Raw genomic sequence first — 18545 nt, forward strand, 5'->3', positions numbered from 1 at the left:
ACCCTTTCACATTCAGGGTAAGTATGGGAGCCTGGCAGGGTTATGCCTGGCCCTGATGAGAATTTGTGCAGGGGATCACAACCTGTCCCCGCGAGTCGGTCAGTTCCGGAAATGCTCCCATCAGTTCGGCTGGCGAGCGTCGGCGGCGAATCAAATCACGCATCATCGCCATCCATGGCGCGCTCTCGCGGAAAAAGCGGCGATAGCCCCCGCACAGCGCACTTTTTCCGCCGGGTGGCCGGTGTTTCGGGCAGTCACCGTGGCAGAAAGGCCGCTCCCGGCACGTCAGGCATTCCGCTGGCAGCTGCGCCTTTTTGTCCATACCAAATGTGATAACCTGCTGGCTGGTATTCAGCTGACTCAGCGGCGTCTGGTGCAAATTGCCCACAAACCACTGCGGCCCGACAAAATGGTCACACTGGTAGAGGTCACCATTCGCTTCCAGCGCAAAAGCATGGCCACAGGTTTCACTCAGCACGCACATCTGTGACGGAAAACCATTCCAGATCCCCAGCGTGGATTCAAACAGCTGAATATGGATGCGGCCAATATCCTGCCTGCCCCAGCGCATAAAAACGTCAGTCAGAAAGCTTCCCCACACTTCAGCGGTGACCGATTCCGGCGTCAGATTTCCCGCTGCATCCCACTCCACCAGCGGAAGAAACTGCAGCCACGGCGTGCCCAGCTGGCGCAGATACACATACATTTGCTCCGGCTGCTGGCCGTTAAGATGGTTCACCACCACCATCAGGTTAAAGGCGACCTTATGCTCGTGCAGGCGATTAAGGGTAGCGATCACCCGATGATGAGACGGCAATCCGCGCCGCGTCACCCGATAACGGTCATGCATTTCTGCCGGGCCATCCAGCGACAACCCCACCAGCCACTGATGTTGGTGCAGGAAAGCGCACCACTCATCATTCAGCAGCAGGCCGTTAGTCTGCAGAGAATTGTGGATGCGCTTTCCTGCTGCATAACGCGCCTGCAGCGCCACCACTTTTTTGAAGAACGGCAAACCACACAGTGTGGGTTCGCCGCCCTGCCAGGCAAACGCCACCTCTTCACCAGGCTGCGCGGCGATGTGCTGGCTGATATACAGACGCAGCGTTTCGTCATCCATCACCGGCAGCGCAGGCTTATCAAGATAAAAACAGTAGTGGCAGCTGAGGTTGCAACGCGAGCCTGCCGGTTTCGCCATAACGTGGCAGCCCTTCATCGCAGACCACCGGACAACAGCTGCAAAAGATGACGGCAGCAAAAGAGCAGTGCCAGCAGCAGCACAGCAAGGGCAATCCCCAGTTTCGCCATCCGGGCTGGCCAGCCGGTGAAATCGTGCGCAATATCCATTCTTCCACGCTGCCGGGTGTAGCCGCACAGCATCAGCCAGATGCCGATCAGAACGGCCATCACGCTCCAGAACGGCGGGCCGGAAAGTTCGCGATGATGCCGCAGCGCCAGGGCCATCAGCACCCCGCAGCCGAGCAGCGTACGAAACCAGGCCAGCGAGGTTCTTTCCGGCTGCAATCCCGGGTCGGCCAGTCGCCGGGCGTGGCGCTTAGCGGGCATGGAGCAGCACACCTGTCAGCACCACGGCCGCGGCAACCATCGCCAGTGCCACCAGTTGCAGTATGCGCGTGTAAGGCAAATCTTCCTTCAGACGCATTGCCCGCTCGTTGCGCAGCCAGCGCAGGTAACCCATCGCCGCCAGCAGCGCGGCAAACAGGCACAGCAGCAGTGCCAGCGCCTGACGAACCGGTGGTGTGGCAATGTCCGGGGCAAACTGGTCCAGCCCCACTCCGGCGGCCAGAAACCCCAGAGCCGTGCGGATCCACGCCAGGAACGTCCGCTCATTCGCCAGTGAAAAACGGTAATCCGGCGCTTCACCAATCCGTGACAGATTCATCTTTTCTCCTTGCTTCGGGGCCATGCTGTCGGACCCGGACAACCTCAGAACTTCTGTTTTTTCTCTTCCATCTTCACACCCTGGGTCGGCATCCCGGTGTCATAGTCGCGCACCACCGGCGAATAGCCATCCTCCGGACGTGGGCGGAACGGCCCCATCCAGCGCGGCTCTGCATCTGTTCTCCATGTACGACATGCCCACTGATAAGAGCGGAACGGATCGCGGATGCGCTCCATATAATTCAGCAACTGATCATGCAACTGATTGCGCTCTGTGGCGAAGCGGGGATCGTCAATCAGGTTACAGACCTCCTCCGGATCGGCGTCGCGATCGTACAGCTCATCGCTGGTGAAAAGGTTGATCACCAGCTTGAAGCGCGAGGTGACCCAGCAGCGCACCGGAATAAAACCGCCGAAGCTGTCGTGTTCGATTTCGTAACGGTTGAACTCCACCATCACGCCGCGATCCCCTTCCACCTGCAGGAAGTTGCCGCCTGGCAGAATATCGGGCTGCTCAATACCTGCCAGCGCCATCAGGGTTGGCAGCACGTCGATATGGCTGACAGGTGTATCCACCTGACGCGGTGGCTGCTCACCCGTCGGCGGGCAGACAATCAGCGGCACGCGGGTAATATCGTCATACATCGCGGCCCCTTTGCTGATTAACTGGTGCGCGCCCATCATCTCACCGTGATCGGAGGTGTAAACCAGCCAGGTGTTCTCACGCTGCTCCGGGGTTAATGCCGCCACGACCTTACCAATCTGGTCATCGACGAAATCGTTGCAGGCAAAATAGAGCGGGTGATGGTAGCGGCCATCCTCACCGACCGGCGAAGGCATGGCATCTGCCCAGAGCTGATGGTGCTCCGGCTTCTTCCGCAGGTCGTCCTGCGCGCGCGGGCCAAGGTCGTAATAAAAATCCTCGTACTTGTCGATGTACTCAGCCGGGCAGGTAAAAGGATGGTGCGGCTCATCATAGGAGATCACCATCAGGAACGGCTGCTCTTCCCGTTCCGGACGCCGGACAAAGTCGATCGCCCGTTTGCTGATCCGCCAGGCCCAGGTGAAGGTTTCATCAATATTATGTGCACGGATATCTTCCGCGCTGTTCAGCCCGTTGCGCCACAGCCCAGTTTGCTCCTCGCTCAGCTCCGCCAGGTAGTTAGCGCCATCAAACCAGTAGTCGGCATCCCACTCCGGCGGGCAGGCGCCGGTGCCGAAGTAGTCATGCCCGTCGAGATGCCACTTGCCGATAAAACAGGTGTGATAGCCCGCATCCTTAAAGTAGCGCCCCATAGTGCTGATGTTTTTCCCCGGCGCGACGTTGTTGGTCCACGGCCCGGACTGGTTGGCATAAATGCCTGTAAACAGCCCGGCACGCGCTGGCGTACAGACTGGCGTGCAGGTGTAAGCCGAGTTAAAACGAATCCCCTCCTCCGCCAGGGTATCAATATGATTGGTATTCAGTGGCTTACCGCTGTAACAGCCCACCATATTGGTGGCCTGGGTATCGGTCATGATCAAAACGATATTGGGACGTTGCATTAGTCATCCTTAGCTTCAGAAAGAGGGACTGCAGAAGCCACGCGACGCTGGCGTCGGCTGTCCACAAAGAGGTAAATCACCACACCCGCCACCACCAGATAACAGAACACCGTCAGCAGGTGGCTGTTATAGCCGCCAAACCGGGCAAAGCCGGAATAGACGCCAATCATCGCGAAAAGCACGCCGACAGAGGCGATTTTGGCGTTTTTCCACGGCGTCATATCCACCGCAAAAGCATCACGGAAGCGGAAAGGCTCCGCCTGCGGCCACAGCCAGCCAATGGTCAGCATCAGCACCACGTTGATACAAAAGGTGAATGCCAGCGTGTAGAGGAAGTGGAAATGCAGATCCACCAGATAGTTGATCACGATATAGCTGCAGATGCCGAACAGCAGCGCGGCTTTCGCGGCCACCGCAGGAATACGCGGAAAGAAGAAGCCCATAATGATGATGGTGACCAGCGGCACGTTATAAATACCGTTCAGCTGCTTCATCCAGGAGTAGAGTCCTTCGGGCGCGTGGGCAATCCACGGCGCGACCAGCACCGAAATCATGGTGACCACCAGACCGAACTGACGGCCAACTCTCACCAGCTTCTCCGAAGAGGCGTCCTGATTGATGATGCGGTTATAGATGCCAAGGCTGAACAGCGTGGAGGCGCTGTTAAGAAAGCCGCAGAAGGCGCTGATAATCGCCCCGAACAGCACGGCGCTGAAGAAGCCGATCAGCGGCAGCGGCATTACCCGGTTGACCAGCGCCGGATAGGCCATGTCCGCTGAGGGCAGTTCACGAAACAGGTGGAAGGCGATGATCCCCGGCAGCACCAGGATCAGCGGATCGAGCATTTTCAGCACCGCCGTCAGCAATGCGCCCTTCTGTCCTTCGGCCAGATTGCGCGAGCCGAGCGTGCGCTGCACGATCCCCTGATTGGTACACCAGTAGAAGGTGTTCACCAGCACCAGCCCGGTCAGCGCGGCCCCGATCGGCACCGGATCGTTAGCCCCACCAATCGAATTCAGCATCTCGCTGTGGTCGGTGGTCAGGCGATCCAGCCCTTTCAGCAGGCTGCCATCACCCATCACCATCAGGCCAAACACCGGCACCATCAGGCCACCAATCACCAGGCCGATGCCGTTGATCATATCGGCGATAGCAATCGCTTTCATGCCGCCGATGACCGCGTAGAGGATCCCCGACAGCCCGAGTACCACCACCATTGTCCAAATCGAGTCCGACTGCGAAATGCCAAAGGTTTCACTGATATGGAAGATACTGTTAAAAGCCAGTGCTCCGGAGTAAAGCACTACCGGCAGAAAACAGATCCCGGTGGCGATCAGAAAGCAGCAGTCGACGATGATGCGGGTGGTTTTGTCATAACGCTCTTCAATGAACTGCGGAATGGTGGCAATGCCGCGCTGCAGATAGCGGGGCAGAAAGATCAGCGCAAGGAAGATCAGGGGAATAGCGGAGATCACTTCCCAGGCCATGACCGACATCCCGCTGCGGTATGCCTGCCCGGTCAGACCAACCAGCTGTTCAGTCGACAGGTTGGTCAGCATCAGCGAAGCAGCAATAATGGGCGCTTTCAGGGAGCGTCCGGCGAGGAAGTACCCCTGTTGTGACTGGGTGTCAGACTTTCGCAGCTTCCACCAGGTGATAAACGCCACCAGAAAGGTGAAAGCCAGGAAGCTCACAATTTGCTGAATATTCATTTCATGCCCTTAGATTATTATGTCCCGATGCAATAACGGCACAAAGGAATATTGCAGCACTCGGGTCGAGGCGGTTTGAAATCACAGATAATGCATCCTGTTTACCCGACGGAGATTTTTTTTGCTAAATTTCACATTTGGGTTCGCGTCATCATTGACTGGAGGGAGAATAAAATGAATGGAAAAAACGCCCTTTCCGATGTAAAAAACGAAACCACCTATAATATTCCGCTGGTTCTTGAAGAAAATGTGATCTCCAGCGGCATTATTCTGCTTTCCCTTTGGCACACTCTTGCCGATAAAACCTATCGTGTTTTCTGGCCACAGGATAAAAAGAAGCCGCTGATTGCCAGCTCATGGGTGGCGATCTATACCCTGCAGGGCAGCGGCAAGATCCTGCTGCACGGCGGCGAGGAGGTTACGCTAAACGGTAACTGTGTGATCTTTCTTAAACCTGTCGATATCCTTTCCTATCACTGCGAAGGGCTGGTGTGGGAACAATACTGGATGGAGTTTATACCGAATTGTGCAATGGATATTCCTTTAAGGCAAAAAGCCGTTATTCACAATGGTGACGGTTATAACCAGGAATTGCTGGAAGTTGGAGAACTGTTGGGGAATCAAAATTCGAATAAAAAGAACCTGGCGGTGGCCTTTCTGACTAAAATGATTTACCAGTGGATTTGTCTTATTGCAGAAAATGGGATTAAGCCCACAAAATTAATTAAAATTGAGAAGTTGCTCTCGATACTACACGCCGATATACAAAAACACTGGAGCGTAACGGAAATGGCGGAATGGATGGAATGTAGCGAACAATATCTGCGGAAACTATTTCTGAAATATACAGGTAAATCACCAAAAGAGTATTATCTGGACGCGAGGCTGGAGCTGGCCCAGTCGCTGTTGCAGCAGGAAGGGTACAGCGTCAGTCTGGTGGCCGAAAGACTGAATTTTTTTGACTCTTTTCACTTCAGCAAAGCGTTTAAACAGAAGTTTGGTTATACCCCTTCCGCCGTGATCACGCTTCGTCAGTCAGCGCTGTAAAGCAGCAGACCGGCCGCCAGAGGCAGCCGGTCAGAGGATCAGGCTTTGCGCTGGCGCACCGCCTCAAACAGGCAGACCCCGGTCGCCACCGAAACGTTCAGCGAGGAGACGCTGCCCGCCATCGGAATACTGATCAGTTCATCACAGTGTTCGCGGGTCAGACGACGCATGCCTTCCCCTTCCGCACCCATCACCAGCGCCATCGGGCCGGTCATTTTGCTCTGATAGACATCATGGTCGGCTTCGCCAGCCGTGCCCACGATCCAGATGTTTGCTTCCTGCAGCAGGCGCATAGTGCGCGCCAGGTTAGTCACGCGGATCAGCGGCACATGCTCGGCTGCACCACTGGCGACCTTTTTCGCCGTGGCATTCAGTTGCGCAGAACGGTCACGAGGGACGATAACCGCGTGGACACCAGCAGCATCAGCACTGCGCAGGCAGGCTCCGAGGTTATGCGGGTCGGTCACGCCATCCAGGATCAGCAGGAACGGTGAATCCAGGCTGGCCAGCAGGTCCGGCAGGTCGTTTTCCTGATACTGACGACCGGCTTTCACCTTCGCCACGATCCCCTGGTGCACGCCTCCTTCCACCTGGCTGTCCAGCCACTGACGGCTGGCGAGCTGGATGACGATCCCCTGGGCTTCCAGCGCCTTCACCAGCGGCTGCAGACGACGGTCGTCACGGCCTTTAAGGATGAACACTTCCTGAAAGCGCTGCGGGTCGCTATCGAGCAGCGCCTGCACGGCGTGAAGTCCAAAAACAATCTCACTCATTAATCAAGTACTCAGTAGATAATTTTTACAGAGAGGCGGAATAAATTCCGCCCCTGCAACGATCTTCGCCCCCACGGGGGACGCATTTCTTCCCCCACGGAGGACATCAGATGTCAGGCCGTTGTGTCAGATTTCTTCTTCGCTGCGCGTTTGGAGCGGGTCGCGGCTGCAATTTTACGGGTTTTATCCGAAGATTTTTTCGGTTTTTTATCTTTCTTCGCGCTGGCATCCTGCCTACCGCTCCCTGCACGGAAGGCGCTGTCCGGCTCAAAGTTCGCCTTCTTAGCCTGGTCACGACGACGTTTACCTTGTTGCAGCGGTGCGCTCTTTTTCGCCCGTTCGCGCTCTGTTTTACCTTCGCCACGCGGTTTACGTGAGCCTGAAATCAGAGCAAAGTCGATTTTGCGCTCATCCATATGGACAGCATCAACACGCACTTCGACCGTATCGCCCAGGCGGTAGGTTTTGCCACTGGACTCGCCGATCAGACGTTGCCCAACCGCGTCAAAGCGGTAATAGTCATTGTCGAGCGTGGAGACATGCACCAGCCCATCGATAAAGAGGTCGGTCAGACGCACAAAGAAACCAAAGCCGGTCACGCTGGAGATCACGCCGGTAAAGGTTTCGCCCACCTGATCCTGCATAAAGTCACACTTCAGCCAGTCGGCCACGTCGCGCGTGGCTTCATCGGCACGGCGCTCGGTCATCGAGCAGTGCTGACCGAACTGCAACATCTGCTGCAGGTCGTAATGGAAGCCGCCGGTCGGCGTGGTATTGCCTTGCAGAGTGCCATTCTCTTTCGCCAGCAGATACTTGATCGCACGGTGCAGCAGCAGATCCGGATAGCGACGGATTGGCGAAGTGAAGTGGGCATACGAGGCCAGCGCCAGGCCAAAGTGGCCACGGTTTTCCGGATCGTACACTGCCTGCTTCATTGAGCGCAGCAGCATGGTTTGCAGCATCTCAGCGTCAGGACGGCTGGAGATTTGGGTCAACAGTCCGGCATAATCCAGCGGATGCGGTTTGTTGCCGCCGCCCAGCGTCAGCCCCAGCTCGTTCAGCACCGAGCGGAAGCTCTTGATGTTCTCTTCACTTGGACGGTCGTGGTCGCGGAACAGCGCTGGTTCGTTGTTCTTCTCAACGTAACGAGCCGAAGCGATGTTGGCGAGGATCATGCACTCTTCGATCAGTTTGTGCGCATCGTTACGGGAAACCTGCTCCACGCGCTCAATGCGACGATCGGCGTTGAAGACAAACTTGGCTTCATCAGTTTCGAACGAGATGCCGCCGCGCTGCTCGCGGGACTTCTCCAGCACCAGATACATGCGGTGCAGCTCTTCCAGGTCCTGTACCAGCGGCTCGTATTGCTCACGCAGCTCCTGGTTGCCCTGCAAAATGCTCCAGACTTTGTTATAGGTCAGACGCGCCCATGAGTTCATCACCGCTTCGTAATGTTTATAGCCGGTGAGTTTACCGGTGGCGGAGATGGTCATCTCACAGACCATACAGAGACGGTCTACCTGCGGATTCAGCGAACACAGGCCATTAGACAGCACTTCCGGCAGCATCGGCACAACCTGCGATGGGAAGTAGACTGATGTCCCCCGGTTAACCGCCTCATCGTCCAACGGCGTGCCCGGACGCACGTAGTAGCTTACGTCGGCAATAGCCACCCACAAGCGCCAGCCGCCGCCGCGTTTCCTTTCACAGAACACAGCATCATCGAAGTCACGGGCATCTTCACCATCAATGGTCACCAGCGGCAGATCGCGCAGATCCACCCGGCCAATTTTCGCCTCTTCCGGCACTTCCTCTTTCAGTCTGGCAATCTGGTTTTCAAGCGCTTCCGGCCAGCTGTGAGGAATATCATGGGTGCGCAGCGCCATTTCGACGGCCATGCCGGTACCCATGTTGTCACCCAGCACTTCCACCACTTTACCGACTGCTTTGCTGCGGCGGGTTGGACGCTGCATCAGCTCCACCACCACCACAAAGCCCATTCTGGCTCCCATCAGCTCTTCCTGTGGGATCAGAATATCGAAGCTCAGTCGGCTGTCATCCGGCACCACAAAACCAACGCCCGCTTCGGTAAAGTAACGGCCAACAATCTCGTTATTGCGCGGTTCAAGTACGCGAACAACGCGCGCTTCACGGCGGCCTTTACGATCGGCACCCATAGCCTGGGCGAGGATCACATCGCCGTGCATGCACATTTTCATCTGCTCGGCAGAGAGGTACAGGTCGTCTTTGCTGCCTTCAATGCGTAAAAAGCCGAAGCCATCGCGGTGGCCGATTACCTTGCCGCGCAGCAGATCCAGACGTTCTGGCAATGCGTAGCACTGCCGGCGGGTGAAGACCAGCTGTCCGTCACGCTCCATGGCGCGCAGGCGGCGACGCAGCGCTTCAGTCTGCTCTTCGCCGGAAATAGACAGCTCAGCAGCCAGTTCTTCACGGCTGGCTGGTTTTTCGCGTTTATCCAGGTGTGCCAGGATAAATTCGCGACTGGGAATGGGATTTTCGTATTTCTCAGCTTCCCGTTCCTTAAAAGGATCTTTTGACATTGCGGTTCCTCCGTTGTCATCAGTTGCGGATTGAAGGACGTTCAATCTGCAATATTTGGTAGAGCGGATGGTTGTCGGTAACCAGGTCGGCCAGCGTGTAGTCATCCAGTACGGCCAGGAAACTCTGCACGGCGTCATTCAGCGCCTTTTTCAGGCGGCAGGCCGGGGTGATCAGGCAGGACTCACAGTTCACCAGCAGCAACGGCTCCATATTCCGAACCACCTGACCAATCACAATCTCGCCCGGCGCTTTACCCAGCCGGATGCCGCCGTTTTTTCCACGCACTGCGGCTACATAGCCTGCACGACTAAGTTGATTGATTATTTTGACCATATGATTACGTGAGACACCGTAAGCCTCTGTAACCTCAGTAATACTGGTCATCTGACCTGCAGGGAGTACGGCCATAAAGATCAGCGCACGTAAACCATAATCGGTGAAACTCGTTAGCTGCACAGTTACCTCAAAAGCCTGACCAGCGCCGGTAAAGTCGCCGTAATCCGCTCAAAAATGAGTGTGTTATAAATGATGATAAACCAGCCTTAGCATTCGAGGCCATTTTATTTCAGCAAGCAAGAGATAAGAGAATGCAGGGCAGGAAAACGTGGAGGAATGAGTAAGGCCGGATTGCTCCGGCCCTGAAGACAGCATTTATGCGTCAAATGGGTCACGCAGGATCATTGTCTCGCTGCGATCCGGACCGGTCGAAATAATATCAACCGGGACGCCAGTCACTTCTTCAACACGCTTGATGTAGTTACGCGCTGCCTGTGGCAGGTCTTCCAGCGTTTTCACACCAAAAGTGGTCTCTGACCAGCCCGGCATGCTTTCGTAGATTGGCTCAATGCCTTCCCAACCTTCTGCTGCCAGCGGGGTGGTGGTTACTTCACGTCCGTCAGGCATTTTATAGCCCACGCAGATTTTCACTTCTTTCAGGCCGTCCAGCACGTCAAGTTTGGTCATGCAGAAGCCGGAGAGGGAGTTGATCTGCACCGCACGGCGCACGGCAACCGCATCCAGCCAGCCAGTACGACGGCGACGACCGGTAGTAGCACCAAACTCGTTACCCTGCTTGCACAGGAACTCACCGGTTTCATCGAACAGCTCAGTAGGGAAAGGACCTGCACCCACGCGGGTGGAGTAGGCCTTCACGATGCCAAGCACGTAATCCACGTAACGTGGACCAATACCTGAACCTGTTGCCACGCCACCCGCAGTGGTGTTGGAAGAGGTGACATACGGATAGGTACCGTGGTCGATATCCAGCAGCGTACCCTGTGCACCTTCAAACATGATCAGGTCGCCACGCTGACGCGCGTTGTCCAGCAGGTCGGAAACGTCAACCACCATGCCGGTCAGGATATCGGCTACTGCCATCATATCGCCAAGCACTTTGTCGTAATCAACCGCTTCTTCTTTGTAGTAGTTAACCAGCTGGAAGTTGTGATAATCCATCACTTCTTTCAGCTTGGCGGCGAAGGTTTCCTTGTTGAACAGGTCACCTACGCGCAGGCCACGACGCGCTACTTTATCTTCGTAAGCCGGGCCGATACCACGACCGGTGGTACCGATCGCTTTCGCACCACGCGCTTTCTCACGAGCCACGTCGAGTGCTACGTGATATTCGAGGATCAGCGGGCAGGCTTCAGAAATGAACAGACGTTCGCGTACAGGGAAGCCGCGGTCTTCCAGACCCTTCATCTCTTTCATCAACGCAGCAGGAGACAGCACCACACCGTTGCCGATGATGCTGGTCACGTTTTCACGCAGGATGCCAGAGGGAATTAAGTGGAGGACGGTTTTCTCACCGTTGATGACTAGCGTATGGCCAGCATTATGGCCGCCCTGATAGCGAACAACATATTTTGCACGTTCAGTCAGGAGGTCAACAATCTTTCCTTTACCTTCGTCACCCCATTGGGTGCCCAGTACGACGACGTTCTTACCCATTTCTCAAAATCACCGATTGCTTAAAAATGGATTCTACCACCGTAAAACACGTCTTTCAGCTCTTTTAGCATACGATTGCGGACTTTTTTACCGCGGAGCTGTGCGCAGTTTTAACCACCGCTGTGAGTGCTGATCATGTAGTAAATCACTGCTCCGGCGACCACCAGCCCACCGCCAAAACGGCGCAGCAGCGTGTCAGGCAGTTGGGTCATTGATAAAATCATTCGCCGCCAGAGGCGGGGAAACAGGACCGGCCCCAGGCCTTCCAAAACCAGCACCAGAGCCAGCGCCATCCAGATAGTTGGGTTCATAATACGAGGATTATCCACAAAAAAAGAGCCGTAGTATGCCACGGCTCTTCACCTGAATCGTACAGAGAAGATGTAAAGAGAGATTGAAGTCGCCCTTTTAAAATCTCACCTCCGCTTTTAGCCACCATGAACTGGCATTACCGGCGCGCGGGCTGTGGCGGCTGGAACCAGCATGAAAGCGGGAAGAAGGCGCAAACCAGGCCATGCCGCCCTCCAGCCTCACCCGCTGATGAGGCCGCCAGCCCACAATCACGTCCAGCGCCGATCCCAGTTTTTTCGTTGTTTGGCGGTCATATTTGGCCTCCAGCGCGGTGGTATCATCAACCAGTGCCGCGAGGCGATGCTGGCGGTAATAGTGATAAACCACATCCAGTGACGCCTGCTTACTCAGGTCAATTCCCGTTCCGGCTGTAATAATGTGGATATTGGTCAGCTCAGGGGCGAGGGTGTCGCCATAGATTTTGAATTTAGCCATGCCGCCAAAGGTCGCTTCATTACCCTGTAAGCCAGTTTGACGATAGCGTCTGCTGACTCGCTCGTCGCTGTCTTTATCCGCACTGCCCCAGGCATAGCCGAGCGTGAAACGCGGCTCCAGCGGCATCTCTTTCAGCCTCAAGGTTACGCCGCTATCCGCCGCATACCCTCTCAGCTGTTGTCGATCTTTCTGGCCCCGGACGGTGGAAACATCCAGCCAGTGGCTGAAATCCTGCCGTGGTGAGGCCCAGGAGCGCAGTCCCATATTTAACTGACGATCTTCTTTCGTGGCCCGGCCATTCTGATACACAGCATAGCCACCCACCAGCCAGTGCTGACTGAGGCCATAACGGGGGATCAGTGCCAGAATGTTGGTTTTATCGCCGCGCGTACTGCTGTCCAGCAGGTCACGCTGCCAGTAGTTAACCTGCCCGGCGACGAACTCGGTCTCCACCTTGCCGTCATACTTCGCATAGACGCCATCGATATTTTCATCAAACAGCCATTCCCGCTCATCCCGTAACAGCCAGCGGCCAAGCCGTAAATCCACATCCGGGATCAGCGACTCATCGAATTGCAGCCAGGCCTGATTAAAATTCAATGTGTCGGTGGTCTTAGCCTCTTTTCCCGTCTCCCGCTTTTTCTTCCGGATGAATTCCAGCTCGCCAAAGAAAGAGACCGGTCGCCCTTTAAAAGCCCTGACGCTCAGCCTGGCGGTCGGCTCCAGCTCCAGCTCATTGGTTCTTTTGTCGCCATAGCGAAGCTTGCTGTTTCTGAGCTGCGTGGCTTCCACAATGGTCCGTAAATGGACGGCCAGCGCCTCCCCTGGCCGCGGGTCAGGAGAGGCTTTTTTTCTGGTGTGGGGGATGTGCTTACCGGTTGGTCCACTGTCAGTGGCCACACCGTCCAGTGGGAAGGCGAGAATTGAGACCAGTAAACAAAGATAACTCACTCTTTTCATCATTCAGCCTCCCTGCTGACGAATTCATTCTTCAGTCTCTGTTCGCAGAGAGAAAGCAGGCGCTCCGTCACCGCATGCCGCTCCGCAAACAGCAGGCTGATACCTATATGACGAGCCAGAGCAAGCAGGGTAAAGATGGCAATATGTTGCTCGTCCGCTGGCTGACTGTGCTGCTGCCAGCCTTCGATAAATCCCTGCTCATGGAGGTTAAGAGCGTCCACCTCTCCCCAGCAGCGCAATGCCTGCTCCTGCACATGGGCCAGATAGTTCCCTGCGTCCAGTGCCGCCGCGCCAGTGGCGGAGAGATCAAAATCAAGAACCACGATCCGCGCCGGGGATTCATCGGGAACCAGCAGTTGGGCGGGATAAAAATCACGGTGGACAAAAACGTTATTCGCACCAGACAGAGAACGGGTTAGTGACTCACAGCCGCTGAAAACACGTGTGATGCGGCTGGCCCATTCGGGACGGGCATCACTGGCCGCAGCGAGCCGCAACCTGAGAACCCTCAGCTCATCCTGCAGGGTCCAGCACTTCTCCGTGACCAGGGTGCTGGCCGTCCGGCTGGACTGTATTTTCGCCAGCGCCTTCCCGGCACAGTAGCCCAGCTCAAACAGACGATCGTTATCCGGAAAGAGCAAGGCAGTCATACAGGGGCCTGCCACCTTACGCTGTATCCACAGATGGCAGGCGGGCAACATCGCAAGAGGTTCCGGTACGGCAATGTCGCTATTGGCACCAAAATCGTTACGCCACAGCGCCTGCTGTACGGCATAACCGTGCTGATTGATCCCCTTACAGCGATATTTTCCCACCACTGAAAAAGGCGCGCTGCTGCCTTGCACGACAAACTGATATTCCAGTACGGCTCGCCGGCCAGGCTTGCTGGCGATAAGCCCGATACGGTTCAGAATACTGGCCTCTGGCAACGCCAGCACCGCACGCAGTGGCTCCTCCATCTGCTGACGATTGAGCAAACGCTGCAGGGCAGCATCCGCCGGTAAAGTGGCAGGTAAAGCCAGTAATTGCTGCACCCGAAGCAGCAAGGCTTCAATTTGCTGTGACCAGTCCGCAGCACGTTTCCTGAACGGCTCAGCAGCCAGTTGCAGCATAGCCAGAGCCGTGTACTCATTCAGATACTGCGGTAACCGGTCGCCCGATGCGACGTAGCCAGCATGGAAAGTCGCAATCGCCTGGCTTCCCTGTTGCTGGCTGAGCAGACCTTCGATGACCTGCAGCTCAATCCTGGCCTGGAAAGCAGCCAGATCGCTCGCCGGATTTCCCAGCGCAGACCGATCCCAGTCGATAATTCTTATCTGTCGCTCAGTAGAAAGCCTGACCACCTGATCAATGGAAAAATCGCCGTGAATCAAAGCCGGTTTGAAGTGATGGGCCGCTAGTCTCCGGTCGAGCTCATCCAGCAGCATGGAAAACAGTGTCTCCTGCTGCGGACAGATAGCCCGCAGCGTGTCCAGTACATTTCTGGCCCCGCTGGCACCCTCCAGGGCGCACAACGTCGCGGGTGAAATGGAGTCGTCCTGATGTATTCCAGCCAGCTGGCGTCCTGTGAGGAAAAGATCGCTTTCCTGCCAGCACCCTCCCTGCTCGGGACAAAGGGTTTGTCCCTCAATCCACTCAGTGATCAGTAACCGGTATTCCGGAACTACCGCCAGCAGGGTGATTTCACCGGTGGTGTGCCCCCACTGATTCCCCGCCAGCATCGGCTCAAAACGACTGGCGCTGGCGAAGCGCAGCACAGCACGGGGCTGACCATCGCTGTATAACAGTGCCAGTAACCTGCGCTCAGGTTTATAACGCATGATCTGCACACTGATTTCTGCACTGCCAGAAAGCCCCGGAAGCCACTGACGGAAAAGGGCATCACGCTGCGCGGAGGGAGTCAGCAAGCCAAGCTGAGGGAGTGCACGATCCTGCTGGGGATAAGTTAAAATAATGCCCAGTTCAGGAAGTGCTACCGGAGCGGAAGGATCCTGTTTTTCCTCCAACCTTTGCCGTTTTGGATGCTGCCATGAGACAACAAAACGGGCCTTCGTCAGGGCTTTTGCAAAAAGATACTGCTTGCGTCCGTCGGCAAACGTTAAGAGCAGTGTCGCCGTACAGCTGGTCGCAGGTTTGTAACGCAAATAGTCCGTTTGCAGCTGGCGAAGATCGGCAAATTGCGGCAACCCCTGCAGCTTCTCCAGCAGAAATTCGCTATCCAGCATTGCGATCAGCCCCGGCAGATCGGCGTCGCTTTTCACTACTTCAATATCCTTATCCAGTAACATTCCGCTCTTCCTTGTTAACTCTCGCATAGCTGCTGATAGTCTGGCTGTTGGATGGCCCATAGCTCTGCGTAACGGCCCTTATTCGCCAACAGTGTGTCATGCGTTCCCTGCTCCACTACCCTGCCGTTTTCCAGCACCAGGATACGCTGCGCTCTTGCTGCAAAAGAGAGGTTATGGGTCACAATAACCGTGGTGCGCTCAACCATCAGCTGGGTCAGCGCTTCCATCAGATAATATCCCCCTTCACTGTCCAGGCCGGTCCCCGGTTCATCAAGCAACAGAACAGGGCTTTGCCGGATAGCCGCACGGGCAATGGAGATCCGCTGACGCTGCCCACCAGAAAGGGAAGTGCCCCGTTCACTCAGTACCGTGTCATACCCTTCTGGCAGCCCGAGAATAAACTCATGCGCCCGGGCCAGCCGTGCCGCCGCAAAGACCTGTTCGTCCGTGACCTCTTGCGTGGCGGCCAGCGCGATATTTTCACGCACGGTCAGACCGAACAGCAGGTTATCCTGAGGCACATAGCTGATAGATTGACGGATGCTTTTAATCGTACAGTCACTGATGTCCTGACCATCCAGCAGGATGCGCCCGGATAGTGGCTCATATAGCCGCAACAGCAGGCTGAGCAACGTTGATTTACCGGTGCCTGAGGGGCCAACGATCGCCAGCGACTCTCCGGCAGACAGGCTAAAGTCGATCTGATTCAGCAGATTAAGCCGCTCCTGCCCTGCTCTGGCGTAAGCAAAACTCACCCGTTCAAAACAGATCTCTCCCCGAACAGTGGTCAGCGGTTTCGCTCCCGGACGGTCGACTATTTCCGGCTGCAGATCCAGCAGGTTGGTCACTCGCTCAGCGGCTGCCAGCGCTTTTGACAGACGTCCGGCATATTTGGCGTACTCGCGGACCGGGCGAAAAGAGTTTTTCAGGTAGGAGACAAAAATCAGCAGATCGCCCGGCGACATCGTCCCCGCCAGCACATCAGTAGCCCCATCGAAGAGCACGAAGGCGGTGGCGAAAGCAATGATCAAATCCACGCGGCGTTCAAGGCCCGCCAGCAGTCGCCGCGACCGGACGTTTTGCTGCAGGCTTTTTCCGTCATCGCTGGCAAAACTGCGGGAGGCTACCGACTCCAGCGAAAGAGCCTGCACGACCCCCATAGCTCCAAGAAACTCCGCCGAGCTGGCCGCCAGCGCACCTTCCCGCTTGCGCTGCTCGCGGCTTACCTTATGTATTTTTTTACTGGAAAGTCGGTTGCTCCACCACAACAGCGGCAATGGCAGCAAAGAGATTAGCGCCAGATCCCAGTCGATATACAGCATCATGCTGAACATCCCTACCAGAATCAGCACGTTAGCCAGCATTGGCACCAGCGCAGTAATGATTGCCTCGCGCAGCATGCCAATGTCATTGATCAGACGCATCGCCAGGTCGCCCGTTTTAGCCTGCTGATGGAACCGCAGCGACAGACTTTGTAAATGGCGAAATAACTCCACCCTTACCGCACTGATGATCCGGCTGCCGGCGATAGCCAGCCCGATGGTACTGAAATAACTCAGTGCCGCCTTTACGGCTGCGATAACAATAACGCTTCCGGCACAGAGCAGCAGCAGCTCTTCCACCGTCAGTGAAGCAGTAAGTCCGGCCAGCGTCCCGGTAGTGGTATGATCTTTCGCCAGCAAATTATCAACGATAAACGCCAGCGGCCACGGCTCCAGCAGCCGCATCGCAGTAGCCAGCAGCAGTGCCAGCAACGCACGGACAATAACGCCACGCTGCTGGCGAAGATAAGGTGAAAAACGGGAAGTAACCTTCATCCAACTGTGCTGCATCACGGCTCCCGATCCGCAAGCCGGAGATCTGCAATCCGCAATATTTGCTCCGTTACGGCATCCCAGCTGTGTTGCATGGTCACATTAATGCGTCCCGCACTTCCGAGTTGCTGTCGCAACAAGGGATTATCCACCAGATGCCTGATGGCCTCGCAAAGTGCAGCAGAATTATCCGGTTCCACCAGTAAACCGGTCTGCCCTTCGTTCACCACTCCGGCAAGATGTCCCACCCGGGTCGTCACTACCGGCAAACTGGCGGCCATGTATTCATAAATTTTCAGAGGAGAAAAATAGAATCCTGCCAGCGCAGGATAAGGGGCGACTGCAATATCCATTTTCGCCAGCCAGCCGGGCACCTCCGCCGGATTGACTCCCCCGCTGAAAATAACACTTTCCGACAGTCCGAAGTGATGGAGTGCTTCAGTCAGCGTTGCCCGTTCAGGCCCTTCTCCGACAATAAGCAACTGAGTGTTTGGCCGCTGCGCGTGAAGAAGTCTGAACGCATCGACCAGCGTGGTTAACCCATGCCAGGGTTTTAAAGTGCCCAGAAAACCAATAACTACCGGGCTTTCGTCGATATCCGCCTGCTGCCGGAACTCCGGAAGGGCGAAACGAGCCGGATCCACGCCATTAGCAATCACATGTACTCGTTCCACCGAACCATAAAACGAGGCGAGGTAGTCCTTTACGCCAGGCGACACCGCCACAACGGTTGCCGCACTGTCCAGTAAACAACGCAAAACGAAGGTTGCCTGCTCCTCATCCACCAGCTCGCGGTAGTTACGCTGCTCCTCAATCAGCGGCGCATTCACCTCCAGCACCGTCTTCCAGCCCTGGCGGCTGGCGAAATCCAGACCTGCATGACTCCACAATGAATAGCGTTCATACACCAGATCGAAGGGGCCGTTATCTTCCAGCGCCTGAACCAGTTGCTGATTGGCCTCCAGTGCAGCTTCGGCCCGATCGGCGCTTTTTGATTTCGCCTGGGGCAACGAACAGAGCTGGATCCCTTTCAGATCCTGCGGAGGCGGGCTGTCAATCCGGCTGGCAAACAGGACAATTTCCGCCCCCTTTTTGATTAACGCGCGCAGCACTTCCTGAATATGTACCGACGCACCTTTACAGCCAAAGACGGGAATTCCGGCATCGGCACAGATGTAAGCGACTCGCATTTTAGAAAAATCCTTT

15 protein-coding genes are annotated in these 18545 nt (G+C 56.0%); 1 reads left to right on the forward strand and 14 read right to left on the reverse strand.

Translation table 11 applies throughout. The features are described 5' to 3' along the window. Positions 1-40: 40 nt before the first annotated feature. The 5 genes from AC3Y5R_RS14100 to AC3Y5R_RS14120 are packed head-to-tail and all read right to left on the reverse strand — an operon-like array spanning position 41 to position 5159. On the reverse strand, positions 41-1216 hold the full coding sequence (locus tag AC3Y5R_RS14100; protein WP_489921865.1) for an anaerobic sulfatase maturase: 1176 nt from the start codon (positions 1214-1216) through the stop codon (positions 41-43). Beyond that, positions 1213-1566: a DUF202 domain-containing protein gene (locus AC3Y5R_RS14105; RefSeq protein ID WP_158781193.1), complete on the reverse strand. Its 354-nt coding sequence runs from the start codon at positions 1564-1566 to the stop codon at positions 1213-1215. The genes AC3Y5R_RS14100 and AC3Y5R_RS14105 overlap by 4 nt, the downstream gene beginning before the upstream one ends. After that, on the reverse strand, positions 1556-1903 hold the full coding sequence (locus AC3Y5R_RS14110; RefSeq protein ID WP_489921866.1) for a YidH family protein: 348 nt from the start codon (positions 1901-1903) through the stop codon (positions 1556-1558). Before AC3Y5R_RS14110 ends, AC3Y5R_RS14105 begins: the two co-directional genes overlap by 11 nt. A gap of 44 nt (positions 1904-1947) precedes the next feature. Then, entirely contained in the window at positions 1948-3447 is a 1500-nt protein-coding gene (locus AC3Y5R_RS14115) for a sulfatase-like hydrolase/transferase (RefSeq protein ID WP_489921867.1), read from the reverse strand. Then, a complete protein-coding gene (locus tag AC3Y5R_RS14120) occupies positions 3447-5159 on the reverse strand; it encodes a solute:sodium symporter family transporter (RefSeq protein WP_489921868.1) in 1713 nt (570 codons plus the stop codon). The genes AC3Y5R_RS14115 and AC3Y5R_RS14120 overlap by 1 nt, the downstream gene beginning before the upstream one ends. A 174-nt stretch (positions 5160-5333) precedes the next feature. Here AC3Y5R_RS14120 and AC3Y5R_RS14125 point away from each other — a divergent pair, with 174 nt between their 5' ends. Further along, positions 5334-6206, forward strand: a complete 873-nt coding sequence (locus tag AC3Y5R_RS14125; RefSeq protein ID WP_489921892.1) for a helix-turn-helix domain-containing protein — start codon at positions 5334-5336, stop codon at positions 6204-6206. A 38-nt stretch (positions 6207-6244) separates the two neighbouring features. On the opposite strand, the gene rlmB is transcribed toward AC3Y5R_RS14125, so the two are convergent. From rlmB to AC3Y5R_RS14170, 9 genes are all read right to left on the reverse strand, one after another. Continuing rightward, positions 6245-6979, reverse strand: coding sequence for a 23S rRNA (guanosine(2251)-2'-O)-methyltransferase RlmB (gene rlmB / locus AC3Y5R_RS14130; protein WP_158781184.1), 735 nt, complete (start codon positions 6977-6979; stop codon positions 6245-6247). A 113-nt stretch (positions 6980-7092) separates the two neighbouring features. Continuing rightward, a complete protein-coding gene (gene rnr / locus AC3Y5R_RS14135) occupies positions 7093-9540 on the reverse strand; it encodes a ribonuclease R (RefSeq protein ID WP_489921869.1) in 2448 nt (815 codons plus the stop codon). A gap of 19 nt (positions 9541-9559) precedes the next feature. Next, entirely contained in the window at positions 9560-9997 is a 438-nt protein-coding gene (gene nsrR, locus AC3Y5R_RS14140; RefSeq protein ID WP_489921870.1) for a nitric oxide-sensing transcriptional repressor NsrR, read from the reverse strand. Positions 9998-10192: 195 nt separating this feature from the next. Next, a complete protein-coding gene (locus AC3Y5R_RS14145) occupies positions 10193-11491 on the reverse strand; it encodes an adenylosuccinate synthase (RefSeq protein WP_489921871.1) in 1299 nt (432 codons plus the stop codon). Between the two features lie 110 nt (positions 11492-11601). Next, complete coding sequence (locus tag AC3Y5R_RS14150) at positions 11602-11802, reverse strand: DUF2065 domain-containing protein (protein ID WP_158781176.1); 201 nt, start codon at positions 11800-11802, stop codon at positions 11602-11604. 97 nt (positions 11803-11899) lie between these two features. Then, complete coding sequence (locus AC3Y5R_RS14155) at positions 11900-13240, reverse strand: alginate export family protein (RefSeq protein WP_489921872.1); 1341 nt, start codon at positions 13238-13240, stop codon at positions 11900-11902. After that, positions 13237-15525: a phosphotransferase family protein gene (locus AC3Y5R_RS14160; RefSeq protein WP_489921873.1), complete on the reverse strand. Its 2289-nt coding sequence runs from the start codon at positions 15523-15525 to the stop codon at positions 13237-13239. Before AC3Y5R_RS14160 ends, AC3Y5R_RS14155 begins: the two co-directional genes overlap by 4 nt. Before the next feature lie 14 nt (positions 15526-15539). Continuing rightward, positions 15540-17357, reverse strand: coding sequence for an ABC transporter ATP-binding protein (locus tag AC3Y5R_RS14165; protein ID WP_489921874.1), 1818 nt, complete (start codon positions 17355-17357; stop codon positions 15540-15542). Then, entirely contained in the window at positions 17357-18529 is a 1173-nt protein-coding gene (locus AC3Y5R_RS14170) for a glycosyltransferase family 4 protein (RefSeq protein ID WP_489921875.1), read from the reverse strand. Before AC3Y5R_RS14170 ends, AC3Y5R_RS14165 begins: the two co-directional genes overlap by 1 nt. Between the last annotated feature and the right edge of the window lie 16 nt (positions 18530-18545).

The organism is Erwinia sp. 009765445, from assembly GCF_058137865.1.